At 73.9% G+C, this 12,465-nt stretch carries 10 protein-coding genes; 3 read left to right on the top strand and 7 right to left on the bottom strand.

Going from position 1 to position 12,465, the window contains the following annotated elements:
• The 4 genes from ACI79Q_RS01900 to ACI79Q_RS01885 form a co-directional block, all read right to left on the bottom strand.
• Entirely contained in the window at nucleotides 1–1,776 is a 1,776-nt protein-coding gene (locus tag ACI79Q_RS01900) for a DEAD/DEAH box helicase (protein WP_456588079.1), read from the bottom strand.
• A 199-nt stretch (nucleotides 1,777–1,975) separates the two neighbouring features.
• Nucleotides 1,976–4,063 carry a xanthine dehydrogenase family protein molybdopterin-binding subunit gene (locus ACI79Q_RS01895; protein ID WP_456599091.1) on the bottom strand — a complete coding sequence of 696 codons (2,088 nt, stop codon included), beginning with the start codon at nucleotides 4,061–4,063 and terminating at the stop codon, nucleotides 1,976–1,978.
• Nucleotides 4,060–5,073, bottom strand: a complete 1,014-nt coding sequence (locus ACI79Q_RS01890) for an FAD binding domain-containing protein (protein WP_456588077.1) — start codon at nucleotides 5,071–5,073, stop codon at nucleotides 4,060–4,062. The genes ACI79Q_RS01895 and ACI79Q_RS01890 overlap by 4 nt, the downstream gene beginning before the upstream one ends.
• The gene (locus ACI79Q_RS01885) at nucleotides 5,070–5,576 is read right to left on the bottom strand and encodes a 2Fe-2S iron-sulfur cluster-binding protein (protein WP_456588076.1); all 507 of its coding nucleotides are present in this window, start codon (nucleotides 5,574–5,576) and stop codon (nucleotides 5,070–5,072) included. Before ACI79Q_RS01885 ends, ACI79Q_RS01890 begins: the two co-directional genes overlap by 4 nt.
• Nucleotides 5,577–5,654: 78 nt before the next feature.
• Between ACI79Q_RS01885 and ACI79Q_RS01880 the strand changes: the two genes are divergently transcribed.
• Nucleotides 5,655–6,209 carry an N-acetyltransferase family protein gene (locus ACI79Q_RS01880; protein ID WP_456599093.1) on the top strand — a complete coding sequence of 185 codons (555 nt, stop codon included), beginning with the start codon at nucleotides 5,655–5,657 and terminating at the stop codon, nucleotides 6,207–6,209.
• Nucleotides 6,210–6,259: 50 nt separating this feature from the next.
• Nucleotides 6,260–8,293 carry a DUF222 domain-containing protein gene (locus tag ACI79Q_RS01875; protein WP_456614043.1) on the top strand — a complete coding sequence of 678 codons (2,034 nt, stop codon included), beginning with the start codon at nucleotides 6,260–6,262 and terminating at the stop codon, nucleotides 8,291–8,293.
• An 8-nt stretch (nucleotides 8,294–8,301) separates the two neighbouring features.
• On the opposite strand, the gene ACI79Q_RS01870 is transcribed toward ACI79Q_RS01875, so the two are convergent.
• Both ACI79Q_RS01870 and ACI79Q_RS01865 read right to left on the bottom strand, forming a co-directional pair.
• Nucleotides 8,302–9,693, bottom strand: a complete 1,392-nt coding sequence (locus ACI79Q_RS01870; protein WP_456614042.1) for a DUF3592 domain-containing protein — start codon at nucleotides 9,691–9,693, stop codon at nucleotides 8,302–8,304.
• A gap of 155 nt (nucleotides 9,694–9,848) precedes the next feature.
• Complete coding sequence (locus tag ACI79Q_RS01865; protein WP_456614041.1) at nucleotides 9,849–11,534, bottom strand: DNA repair helicase XPB; 1,686 nt, start codon at nucleotides 11,532–11,534, stop codon at nucleotides 9,849–9,851.
• Nucleotides 11,535–11,670: 136 nt separating this feature from the next.
• Here ACI79Q_RS01865 and ACI79Q_RS01860 point away from each other — a divergent pair, with 136 nt between their 5' ends.
• On the top strand, nucleotides 11,671–12,168 hold the full coding sequence (locus tag ACI79Q_RS01860; RefSeq protein ID WP_456614040.1) for a DUF1648 domain-containing protein: 498 nt from the start codon (nucleotides 11,671–11,673) through the stop codon (nucleotides 12,166–12,168).
• Here the strand turns inward: ACI79Q_RS01860 and ACI79Q_RS01855 are convergent.
• Nucleotides 12,134–12,451 (bottom strand): DUF1905 domain-containing protein, encoded by a 318-nt coding sequence (locus ACI79Q_RS01855; RefSeq protein ID WP_456614039.1) that lies wholly within the window; start codon nucleotides 12,449–12,451, stop codon nucleotides 12,134–12,136. The genes ACI79Q_RS01860 and ACI79Q_RS01855 overlap by 35 nt on opposite strands.
• Nucleotides 12,452–12,465 lie beyond the last annotated feature (14 nt).

The raw sequence follows: 12,465 nt of genomic DNA, 5'->3' as shown, positions 1-12,465 counted from the left end.
TCAGAGCATCGTGCGCAGGCGCTCGCGGCGGGCGCGGAGCACGTCGACCGACGCCGACGCCGACGGCGGCCCGGGCACCTGCTGGCGCAGCTGGGTGTGCACCACGGCCTGCGGCTGCGAGGTCCGTGCGGCGACGCGGTTGACCAGCTTGTTGATCTCCCGGCGCAGCTCGGCGGCGTCGCGCCACGAGCGGCCGGCGTCGTCCTCGTCGGGGTGGTCCTCGACGACCATGAAGTCGTCGGCGTCGTTCCGGTGGCTCGCCGCGATGCGCAGCCGCAGCTCGTCGTCCCGCTTGGCCAGCAGCGACGCCGTCTGCTCGGGGGTGAGCAGCCCGGGGATGCCGAGGAAGTCCTCCTCCTCGGGGGCGACGACGGTCGCCGGGCCCCCCGCACCGGTGTGCGCCGTCCCACCGTGCAGGACGTGGGCGAAGCGGGCGTCGGCCTCGAGCGCCTCCCACTGCTTCATCTCGCCCTCGCGCGGCTCCCGCGGCGGCAGGTCGAGCGCCTCGAGCTCCTCGTCCGGCTGGCTCCGGGGCGGCGGCATGACGTGGTTGCGCTGCTCCTCCATGGAGGCGGCCAGCGACAGCAGCGGGCGGACGGCGGGGAGGAAGACGGTCGCCGACTCGTGCGGCGAGCGGGAGCGGACGACGCGGCCGACGGCCTGGGCGAAGAACAGCGGCGTCCGGTAGGAGGTCATCCACGCGAGGACGGCGGCGCGCGGGACGTCGACGCCCTCGGAGATCATCCGCACGCAGACGGCGATCCGTGCGGTCCCGGTGGCGAACTTCTCGATCTTCTTCGACGCCTTCGGGTCGTCCGACAGGATCAGCTCCGGCGCCTTGCCGGTCACGCGGCGCACGATCTTGGCGTAGTCGCGGGCGTCGTCCTGGTCGCTGGCGAGGATCAGCCCGGCGGCGTCGGGCATGCCGCCCTCCTCGCGCAGGTGGGTGATCCGGTCGTCCATCGCGGCGATGACGTGCGGCACCCACTGGCCCTTGGGGTCCAGCGCGGTGCGCCAGGCCTGCATCTCCACCGACTTGGTGCCGGCCTCGGAGAGCGAGGCGGCGACCACCTCGCCGGCGGAGTTCCGCCAGCGCGAGGTGCCGGTGTAGGCGGCGAAGACGACGGGGCGGACGACGTTGTCGGCCAGCGCCTCCTTGTAGCCGTAGGTGTAGTCGGCGCGGCTGACCAGACCGCCCGCCTCGCCCTCGAAGGTGTCCTCCTCGTAGCGGACGAAGGGGATGCGCTCGTCGGGCTTGGTGCGGAACGGCGTCCCGGTCAGGCACAGCCGGCGGGCGGCCATGCCGTAGGCCTCCTCGACCGCCTCGCCCCAGGAGAGGCCGTCACCGGCGTGGTGCACCTCGTCGAGGATGACCAGCGACTTGACCGCGGTGGCGCGGGCGGCGTGCAGCATCGGCTTGCCCGCGACCTGCGCGTAGGTGGTGACGTAGCCCTGGGTGCCGGCGCGCACCGGGCCGACGGCGTTGGTCAGGTTCGGGTCGAGGACGATGCCCATCGCGTCGGCGGCCTCGGCCCACTGCAGGCGCAGGTGGTCGGTGGGGGCGACGACGACGACGCGGGCGACCTCGCGCCGGGACAGCAGCCGCGCCGCCAGGGTCAGGGCGAAGGTCGTCTTGCCGGCGCCCGGCGTAGCGGTGACGAGGAAGTCCTTGGGGGAGGCCTCCTCGTACTGGCTGAGGGCGGCCTGCTGCCATGCCCGGAGCGGTCGGCTGGTCGTCTGCGGGGCCCGGGCCGCCGCTGCTGCTGCAGTCGCCATGTCGGGGCCCATTCTGATCGGCGGCGGGGCAACACGCCCAACGGGGTCCTCCCGCGCGCCACCGCCGCCGCGACGTATGGGAAAGCCCGGACGAGTCGCTGACCAGCGCGTTCACGTCCGGCGTCACGACGGTATGGCGCGGATCACCGGCGTGCCGGACCGACTCGTCACGTCACGCCGGTCCCGCCCGACGCAGGGGTCAGGGCAGCCCCGCGAGGACCTTGTCGAGCGTCACCGGGAGGTCCCGCACCCGCACGCCGGTCGCCGCGTGCACGGCGTTGACGACCGCCGCCGCCGCTCCGGTGATACCGATCTCACCGATCCCCTTGGCGCCCATCACGTTGACGTAGGGGTCGTGCTCGTCGAGCCACACCGCCTCGATCTCGCCGACGTCGGCGTTGACGGTGATGTGGTACTCGGCCAGGTCGTGGTTGGCCACCTGCCCGATCCGGGAGTCCCAGACGCTGTTCTCGTGCAGCGCCATCGACAGCCCCATCGTCATCCCGCCGATGAGCTGCGAGCGGGCGGTGGTCGGGTTGATCACCCGGCCGACGCCGAAGACGCCGAGCATGCGCGGCACCCGGATCTCGCCGGTGTCGACGTCCACCCGCGCCTCCACGAACTGGGCGCCGAACGCGTAGGGGGCGTGCGCGTCGTCCTTGGCGGCCTGGTCGACGTCGCCGGAGACCTCGTCGCCGTCCGCCGGCGCCCCGCCGAACTTGTCGCGGAACGCGCGCGCGGCCACCACGAGCGCCGAGCCCCAGGTGTTCGTCCCCGAGGAACCCCCGGCCACCGACGCGACCGGGTAGCGGGTGTCGCCGATCCGCACCTCGACGTCGGCGACGTCCACCCCGAGGGCGTCGGCGGTGATCTGCGGCAGGATCGTCCAGGCCCCGGTCCCGAGATCGGCGGCGCCGATCTCGGCGATGTAGCGGCCGCCCTCGAAGCGCAGGTTCGCCGTCGAGGTGGCCTGGCGCATCGTCGGGTAGACCGAGGACGCGACCCCGTACCCGACGAGCCAGTTCCCCTCCCGCCGTCCGCGCGGGCGGTCGGCCCAGCCGAAGCGCTCGGCCCCCTCGCGCAGGCAGCGCACCAGGTTGCGGCTCGACCAGGGCTTGCCCGTCTCCGGGTCGACCTCGGGCTCGTTGCGGATCCGCAGCTCGATCGGGTCGATGCCCAGCTCCTCGGCCAGCTCGTCCATGGCGACCTCGGGGCCGAACATGCCCGGGCACTCTCCGGGCGCGCGCATCCAGGAGGGCACCGGGACGTCGAGGGCGGCCAGCCGGTGGGTGCTCCGCCGGCTGGGTGAGGCGTACATCATCCGGGCGGGGACGCCGGTCTGCTCCGCGAACTCCTTGATCCGCGAGGTCTGCTCGACGACGTCGATCGCGATCGCCTGGAGCCGGCCGCGGCGGTCGGCGGCCAGCTGCATCTGCTGGATCGTCGGCGTGCGGTAACCGGCCAGGAAGAACATCTGCTGCCGGGTGAGCGCGAGCTTCACCGGCCGGCCGGGCAGCGCGCGGGCGGCCATCGTCGCGAGCATGACGTTGGCGTGCGGCTGCCCCTTGGAGCCGAACCCGCCGCCCACGTACGGGCAGACCACCCGCACCTGCTCCTGCTCCAGGCCGAACACCTCGCAGACCGCGGCGCGGTCGGGGTGCACGCCCTGGGTGGAGTCCCACAGGGTCAGGAACTGCGCCTCGGCGTCCCACAGCGCCGTCGTCGCATGCGGCTCCAGGGGGTTGTTGTGGTACATCGCCGTCGAGTAGGTGCGCTGCAGCGTCACCTCCGCGGTGGCCATCGCCGCGGCGACGTCGCCCTCCGCGGTGTCGGTCTGGTGGCCGGCGTTGACCTTCTCCGGCTTGTAGAGGTCGTCCCGGTCGACGGCGAGCTCGGCGTCGTGCGGCTGCTCGTCGTAGGTCACGCGGATCGCGTCGGCGGCCTGTCGGGCGACCTCGGAGGTCTCCGCGACCACCACCCCGATCGGCTGCCCGCGGAAGGCCACCTCGTCGCTCTGCAGGACGGCGTACTCGGCGTCCTCGGTGCTCGCCAGCCGCTCGGCGTCGAACGGGGTGAGGATCCGCAGCACCCCGTCGAGGGCCGCGGCCGCCGTGGTGTCCATGGCGGTCACGCGGCCGCGGGCGACGGTCGCCTGCACCGGGTGGCAGTAGGCGGGGTTCTCCACCGGCGTCTCGACGGCGTAGGTCGCGGTGCCCCGCACCTTGGCCTCGCCGTCGCGCCGGACCAGCCCCTGCCCGATCGCGCGCGGCTCCAGCAGGTCGGTCATGACTGCTCCTCGGTCAGCGTGCGCAGGGTGGCGGCGACGGTGCGGGTGACGAGCGGGATCTTGAAGCCGTTGCCGCCCTCGACGCCGGGCTGCGGCTGGGCGGCCGCGAGTTCGGCGTCCATCGCGGCCCGGACGGCGTCGTCGGTGAGCGGCTGCCCGCGCAGGATCTCCTCGGCGCGGGACGCCCGCCACGGCTTGTGCGCCACCCCGCCGAGCGCGATGCGGACGTCGCCGTCGTGCACCACGGCCGCGACGCTCACGAGCGCGAAGGCGTACGAGGCCCGGTCGCGCACCTTCCGGTAGGCGCTCCGCGTCCCCGCGGACAGCGGCGGCAGGTCGATCGCGGTGATCAGCTCGCCGTGCTCCAGCACCGTGTCCCGCGACGGGTCGTCGCCGGGGAGCCGGTGCAGGTCCGTGAACGGGATGGTGCGGACGCCGGCCGGGCCGAGGGTGTGTACCCGCGCGTCGAGCGCGGCGAGCGCGACGGCCATGTCGGAGGGGTGGGTGGCGATGCAGGTCTCGGGGGCGGTCGGATCCGGCAGCGCACCCGGCGTCCCGAGGATCGCGTGGTAGCGCACGTAGCCGCCGACCGCGGAGCAGCCGGTACCTGGCTCGCGCTTGTTGCAGGGCGTCGTGACGTCCTGGAAGTACGGGCAGCGGGTGCGCTGCAGCGGGTTGCCCCCGGTGGTCGCCATGTTCCGCAGCTGCCCGGTGGCACCGGCCAGCAGGGCCTGGGCGAGCACCGGGTAGCGCTCCCGGACCCGGCCGTCGGCGGCGACCTCGCTGTTGGTGCTGGCGGCGCCGAGGCGCAGCCCGCCGTCGTCGAGGTCGGTGATCTCGCGGGAGGTCAGGGTGCGGACGTCGACGACCAGGTCGGGCCGGGCGACGCCGAGGCGCAGGTGGTCGACCAGGTTGGTGCCGCCGGCGAGGAAGACGGCGTTCGGCTCGGCGGCGACGTCGCGGACCGCCTCGGCGACGTCGCCGGGCTTCGCGAAGGTGAACGGCTTCACCGGCCAGCCGCTTCCTGGACGGCGGGCGTGATGTTCACGTAGGCGGCGCAGCGGCACAGGTTGCCGCTCATCCGCTCGGCGACCTCGTCGTGCGTCATCTCCGGCTCGCTGGTGAGGTCCTCGGTGACGTGGCTGGGCCAGCCCTTCTCGAATTCCTCGATGACGCCGACCGCCGAGCAGACCTGGCCCGGGGTGCAGTAGCCGCACTGGAAGGCGTCCCGCTCCAGGAAGGCCCGTTGCACCGGGTGCAGCTCGCCGTCGCGGGCCAGCCCGTCGGCGGTGGTGATCTCCGCGCCGTCGTGCGCGACCGCGAGCGCGAGGCAGGAGAGCGCCCGCTGCCCGTCGAGCAGGATCGTGCAGGCCCCGCACTGTCCGTGGTCGCAGCCCTTCTTCGGGCTGGTGTTGCCCAGCCGCTCGCGCAGCGCGTCGAGCAGGGAGGTGCGGGTGTCGACGGTCAGCCGGCGGGTCTCGCCGTCGACCCGCAGCGTGATGTCCGCGTCCATGGCCCGCCGGTGCCCCCGCCGGTCGGCGTGGCAAACCCGGTGCAGATGACAACCGGGTGTCCTGCCAGGCTACCGGGCGTGATCGACGAGCCGGTTCTGCGGTGGTGCACGACGCCGGGCGAGGTGGGGGAAGGCCTGTGCTCCCAGCTCACGTCGTGCTGGCGCGATGTCGCGAACGCCGGGGGAGCGGTCGGCTTCGCCCAGCGGCTGCCCGTCGGTGACGACGTGGTGCGTCCCGTCGTCGACCGGCTCGTCGCCGGCCTCGATCCCCAGCTCCAGCGGCTCCTCGTCGCCACGCGGGGGGAAGACGTGGCTGGGTGGCTCGTGCTGACCGGCAACGCCGATCCCGTGACGGCGCACTGGGCCCGCGTGACCCACGTGCAGACGGCGCTGCCCGCGCGCGGGATGGGGGTCGGTGGCGCGCTGATGGCCGAGGTGGCCCGCGCGGCGCGGGGTGACCTGGGCCTGGACGCGCTCCGGCTGGAGGTGCGCGGCGGCATGGGGCTCGAGGCCTTCTACGGCCGGTATGGCTGGACGGTGACCGGTCGCTGGCCCGGCGCTCTGCAGATCACCCCCGACGACCGGCGGGACGAGGTGCTCATGGGTCTGGACCTGGTCGCGACCCGGTCCTGACGCAGGAGCGGTCGCGCGGAATTGTCGGTGGTCGAACGTATGTTCGGAGCATGTCAGACGCCGGGACGACGACCAGTGCCCCACCGGGTGCGCCTGCGGTCGGCTGGGCGACCGGGCCGCTCGGCGCGGTGCAGGCCGCCGACCGGGAGATCGGCCGGCAGACCGCGCTGCGCGCCCGGGCGGTGGCCGAGTTCGCGGCGGCCCGTCCGGCGTCCGTGGACCGGCAGCCGGGCGAGCCGGGCGCCATGAGCGCCGATCGCCGGGCCTCCAGGCCGGAGGTGCTCGCCGACGTCAGCGAGTGGGCCACCCAGGAACTCGCCGTCGCCCTGTCCCGCACTTCGCAGTCGGCCGAAGCGCTGCTCACCCGGTCCTTGACGCTCGTGCACCGGCTGCCCGGGACGCTGCAGGCCCTCGAATCGGGCGCACTGCACGACGGGCACCTGTGGCCGATGCTCGGCACCGTCGCGCCGATCGCGGACCCGAAGGTCCGCGCCGAGGTGGAGGCCGAACTGCTCGCCTGGGTCGGCCGGCGGACCACCACCACCCCGGCGCAGCTGGGTGACAAGGCGCGGCGTGTGGTCCTCCGGCGCGATGCGCGCGACGCGGCCGGCCGGCTGGCCCGAGCGCTGCGCGACCGCGGCGTCTCCGTGCGGCCGGGCACCGCGGACGGGACGGCGGTGCTGAGCGCGCTGCTCACGGTGCCCGAGGCCCAGGCGCTGCTGGACGCCCTGGGTCGGTACGCCGACGCCCTCGACACCGGCCCCGATGACCAGCGCACCCGTGGGCAGAAGATGGCCGACTGCCTGCTCGACCTCGTCCTGCGGCCCGGGGAGCACGAGATGCCGCCGGTGACCGCGCAGCTGACCGTGGTCGCCGGGGTGCGCACCCTGCTGGGCGGCGACGAGCCGGGTGAGATCTCCGGGCAGGTGGTCCCGGCGGAGATGGTGCGGGCGCTCGCCCGTGCCCTGGGGCTGCTCCCCGACGCCGCTGCGGAGGAAGCCGCACCGGTCGTTGCTCCGTCCGTCGCGCCACCCACCCCGGCACGCGCCGCCTGGCCCACGGAGGAGGAGGCCTTCGCCGACTGGTGGGCAGCCTCCGAGGCGCTCGTCCTCGCTGAGTGGGGCGGTGCGGAGGAGCCGCCGGAGGCGGAGATGGAACGCTACTGGGCCGAGCAGGCCCGCTTCCACCGCATGCCCTCACCGGTGGACATGGGCGTGTTCGACCCGCCGCGGGCCGGTGCGGCACCGCCCCTCGACGCATGGTGGTCCGACGGACCCGCGCCCGGCGACGGTGCGCGCGCCCGCTCCACCTCACCGGCCGACGACGGTCCCGGGTCCGAGGTACATCCTCAGCCTGCCGTCGGCACGTGGGCGGCGGCCGATCGTGCCGTCGATGTCGCAGGCGCGGCGCTGCTCGACCTGGAGCGCGCCGTCGGGCGGGCGCAGCGTGCGGTCGCGGCCGCGCGGCTCGCCGACGCGGACGACGAGGAGGCGTGGCAAGCCGGCCCCGGGGGCCGGGCGTCTGCGGCACCCGATGCGATCACCGCGTTGACCGCGGCGGCCCAGCAGCAGCGCGTGGCCCTGGCCGACCTGCTGCACCGCACCGGCGGCGGCGGCCTCGCCGACCGGCCGCGCATCGCCCTGGTCGACGAGCTGACCGGGGCCCTGCTGGCGCTCACCGATGCGCCGATGCTCACCCGGCTGGCCGTCTGCGGGGACGCCGCCTGCCGCCGCGACCCGGCCGGGTGCGATCACGACCTGACCGGCCGGCCCGGGCTCGGCCCACCGCCACCCACCGACGGCTACCGGCCGGGCGCCGCGCTCGACCGCTACCTTCGCGCCCGCGACCGGCGCTGCCGCTTCCCCGGCTGCCGCCGGCCCGTTCCACGCGGCGGCGAGCTCGACCACGACCGCCCGTACCCCGACGGACCCACTGCGGCGACCAACCTCGTCGGCTACTGCACGTCGCACCACCGCGGCAAGCACCAGGCCCCCGGGTGGCAGCACGAGCTCGCACCGGACGGCACCCTGACGGTCACCACACCGAGCGGTCTGGTGGCGGCGACATCGCCACCGCCGTTCTGAGGACGAGGTCAGCGGCTACGACGCGTGCGGACGAACGGACCGCTCCGGTCGCGGGCGAAGACGGCCCTGGTGCCGTCGGAGACCCACCAGAAGGACCGGTCGTCCACGTCGTCATCCTCGTGCCCGGTCGTTGGCAGGTCCTCACCGTTTTCACGCCGTCGCCAACCGGGCGACCGTCCAGAGCGCCACACCGATCCGTCGTCCAGGCGCACCACCAGCCCCGCACCGTGGGTTGCGACGTCCGCACGGACCCGCTCCCACGGTCGCTCCCAGAGCAGCCGCTCGACGCGGAGACCACGCACCCAGCGGTGTCCGGCCAGCCAGACCATCCCGAGCCCGCCCACCAGGGCGACGATCATGGGTAGGACCGACCACGAGGGTTGGTTGTCCTGGTCGTCGATCGTCATGTGGCCTGGATCCGCCGCGTCGTAGTGGACAGTGACGGTCTGGTTCTCGGAGTAGCGGTCGGTGTAGTCACCCAGGGCCACCGTCTCGTACCTCTCCACGCCATCGACCCGGTAACGGATGAGTGCGCTGCCCGTCGTGAGGCCCTGCCTGGGACGGATTTCTTCGATGGTGCCGACCGTCTGCTCGCCGGATGCGCGAAGCTCCGCACTCTGGTCGAAGACGACGCTCGCGCTCACCACGAAGCCCGTGAGGGAGAGGATCCCGAGGGCGAAGACCCCCATGGTCCGACGGCGGGTGCGGGCCAGAGCCCGGTGCGTCGCAGCTGCCTCGGCAGCCCGCGGCAACGGCTGCGCCGTATCCGGTGACGATGTCGACGCCAGATCGGTGCGCCATCGCGCTGCTCGTCTCCGCACGAACAGCAGCCGCACCCCGCCGAAGCCGCACAGCGGAATTCCTACGACGAGCGTCTCGAGGGCGAAGTCGCCCGGCGTGATGGCCTCATCGGGGAAAGGCCAGCCGGATACGAGGACGTCGATGGTGCTCCCTGCCGACTCGTCGGAGCAGCTGCACTCGCCGCTGTGCCGCTGACCGGCGGCGTCCTCCCACACCACGTCGCAGAAGCCGTCCCCATCACGGTCCTCGCCGGTGACCGTTGCGGTCGCCGCGTATCCGGTGGCGGCCATGAGGACGTAGAAGCCGACGTAGAGGACTCCGGTGAGCATGACGGCGATCGCGGCCGCGCCGCGGGGCGGCCTGCGCCGGATCGGTGCCGGTTCAGGAGCGGCGGAGCCCCCTGGCACACCTGCCGCGAGCAGGCGGGTCAGTTCGAGCGCGTCAGGGGTCGCCAGGCGCAACTGCACCGAGTCACCGTCGCGGAGCTGCAGCAGCAGATCCGCCGGTCCGTCCGGGTGATCGAAGAGTACCGACGAGGCGACCGGCGATGCGCCGGTGAGGTCGACCTCCTCGCGGAGCCGGCGCCAGGTCGGCCGCACAGGGGACAACTCGAGCCGGCCCCGTCGCGGGGGGCCGTACCCGTAGGCCAACCGGCACCTGGCCGTCGCCGGCGTCCCCCCGGAGTGGAGCTCCACCCCCGCGTGATCGGCGAGTCGTTACCCCGACTGAAGCCGAAGGGGACCGGCAGAGACCGTCAGTCGGCCGGCTCGTCCACCCAGTCGGGCCCGTTGACCTCGCCTGGGCCGGCCAGGTCGCCGGCGTCGACGATCGTGTACGCGTAGCCCTGCTCGGCGAGGAAGCGCTGCCGGTGCGCGGCGTACTCGCTGTCGAGGGTGTCGCGGCTGACCACCGTGTAGAAGTGCGCCTGCCGGCCGTCGGCCTTGGGCCGCAGCACCCGGCCGAGCCGCTGCGCCTCCTCCTGGCGCGACCCGAACGTCCCCGACACCTGCACGGCGACGGCGGCCTCGGGCAGGTCGATGGAGAAATTGGCGACCTTGGAGACGACGAGAGTCTTGATCTCGCCGATGCGGAACGCCTGGAAGAGGCGCTCGCGCTCCTTGTTCGTCGTCGACCCCTGGATGACCGGGGCGTCGAGGGCCTCGCCCAGCGCCTCGAGCTGGTCGAGGTAAGCGCCGATCACGAGCTTCTGCTCGTCTGGGTGCCGCTCCAGCACCCGGCGGATCACCGGCAGCTTCGACTGCGCCGTGGCGGCGATCCGGTAGCGCTCCTCCGGTTCGGCGACGGCGTAGGTCATCCGCTCCTCGTCGTCGAGCGCCACCCGCACCTCGACGCACTCGGCCGGCGCGATGTAGCCCTGCTGCTCGATGTCCTTCCACGGCGCGTCGTAGCGCTTCGGCCCGATGAGCGAGAAGACGTCGTCCTCCCGCCCGTCCTCGCGCACCAGCGTCGCGGTCAGCCCCAGCCGGCGGCGGGACTGCAGGTCAGCGGTCAGCCGGAAGATCGGCGCGGGCAGCAGGTGCACCTCGTCGTAGACGATCAGGCCCCAGTCCTGCGCGTCGAACAGGTCCAGGTGCCGGTACTCGCCCTTCCGGCGGGTGGTGATCACCTGGTAGGTCGCGATCGTGACCGGGCGGATCTCCTTGCGCTCGCCGGAGTACTCGCCGATCTCCTCCTCGGTCAGCGTGGTGCGGGCGATGAGCTCGCGCTTCCACTGCCGCCCGGAGACGGTGTTGGTCACCAGGATCAGCGTGGTCGCCTTGGCCTCGGCCATCGCCGCGGCGCCGACCAGCGTCTTGCCGGCCCCGCAGGGCAGGACGACGACGCCCGAGCCGCCGGCCCAGAAGCCGTCGACGGCCTCCTGCTGGTAGTCGCGCAGCTGCCAGTCCTCCTGGTCCAGGAAGATCGGGTGCGCCTGGCCGTCCACGTAGCCGGCGAGGTCCTCGGCCGGCCAGCCCACCTTGAGCAGCGCCTGCTTCAGCCGCCCGCGCTCCGAGGGGTGGACGACGACGGAGTCCGCGTCGATGCGGGCGCCCAGCATCGGGGCGACCTTCTTCGACCGGATGACCTCCTCCAGCACCGCGCGGTCCGTGCTGGACAGCACCAGCCCGTGCACCGGGTGGTTCTGCAGCGTCAGCCGGCCGAACCGGTCCATGGTGTCCGCGATGTCGACCAGCAGCGCGTGCGGCACCGGGTAGCGCGAGTAGCGCACCAGCGCGTCCACGACCTGCTCGGCGTCGTGGCCGGCGGCGCGCGCGTTCCACAGCGCCAGCGGCGTCACCCGGTAGGTGTGCACGTGCTCGGGGGAGCGCTCCAGCTCGGCGAACGGCGCGATCGCCGCCCGGCAGTCGCGGGCCAGCGGGTGGTCGACCTCGAGCAGCAGGGTCTTGTCCGACTGGACGATGAGCGGACCGTCGTTCACGCGGGGGAGTCCTTCGATCGGGGGCGGCGGCGCGGCGGGCGCACCGGACTGACCACGGTAACGCCGGGGGACGACACGGCCTTCCCCCGCACGACGGCCCGGCTCCGGCGCAGCCGCCGGGGGTTAGGTTGCCGGGATGCGGTCGAGGAGCTGGTTCGCCGCCGCAGCGGCGCTGTACGCCGCGGTCTGGGTGTGGGCGTGGACGCGGCTGCCCGACCGGGTGCCCGTCCACTTCGGCCCCGGCGGCGAGCCGGACACCTGGGCCGGCCGGCCCGCGGCCCTGGTCGGCGCGGCGGTGCTCGGGCTGGCCATGGCGGCGGTCTTCGCCGGCTGCGCCCGGTTCGTCCGCCGGTGCCGCCCCGAGCTGGTCAACGTGCCGAACCCGGGGTACTGGAAGCGGGCGGAGAACCTCGACCGGCTGCGCGGGATGATCACGACGGACCTGTGGCTGATCGGCGCCTGGACGTTCCTGCTCCTCACCGGGGTGCAGTGGCTCGTCGTCCGCGCCGCCACGGCCGGCGACCCCGGCCTCGGTCCGTGGCCGCTGGTGCTGGTCGGCGGCTACCTGGCGGGGCTCGCGGCCCACCTGGGCTGGATGTTCACCCGCCGCTACGCCGTGCCAGCGGAGCCGTGACGGCCAGCTCGACCCGGACGCGGTCCCCGGCGTCGAGCCGCTCCGCCGCCCGCACCGACCTCTTGACCGGGAGCAGGTAGCTGCCGCTGCCGGCGTCGGGGAACAGCGACGTCTGCCACGAGGTGCTGCCCACCGTGGCGGTGACGCGCACGGAGCCGAACGCGCTGCGGCCCGTGGCACCGGCCTCGCGCACCTTGTCGGCCACCTCCGGCGGCAGGGTGAGGAAGTGCCAGCCCGCCGACCCGTCGTGCACCCAGAGCTCGGCGGTGAACGTCTCGGTCACGGCGGCACGGTAGG

The organism is Blastococcus sp. SYSU DS0828 (assembly GCF_054050975.1).
Note: the sequence above shows the minus strand (reverse complement) of the source record. Positions and strands in the feature narration are given on the sequence as shown.

Bases quoted from the DNA above. Each gene is read 5' to 3' on its own strand.
- ACI79Q_RS01860 (WP_456614040.1), top strand. From the start codon at position 11,671: ATGCGGTCGAGGAGCTGGTTCGCCGCCGCAGCGGCGCTGTACGCCGCG.
- ACI79Q_RS01895 (WP_456599091.1), bottom strand. From the start codon at position 4,063: ATGACCGACCTGCTGGAGCCGCGCGCGATCGGGCAGGGGCTGGTCCGG.
- ACI79Q_RS01885 (WP_456588076.1), bottom strand. From the start codon at position 5,576: ATGGACGCGGACATCACGCTGCGGGTCGACGGCGAGACCCGCCGGCTG.
- ACI79Q_RS01875 (WP_456614043.1), top strand. From the start codon at position 6,260: ATGTCAGACGCCGGGACGACGACCAGTGCCCCACCGGGTGCGCCTGCG.
- ACI79Q_RS01900 (WP_456588079.1), bottom strand. From the start codon at position 1,776: ATGGCGACTGCAGCAGCAGCGGCGGCCCGGGCCCCGCAGACGACCAGC.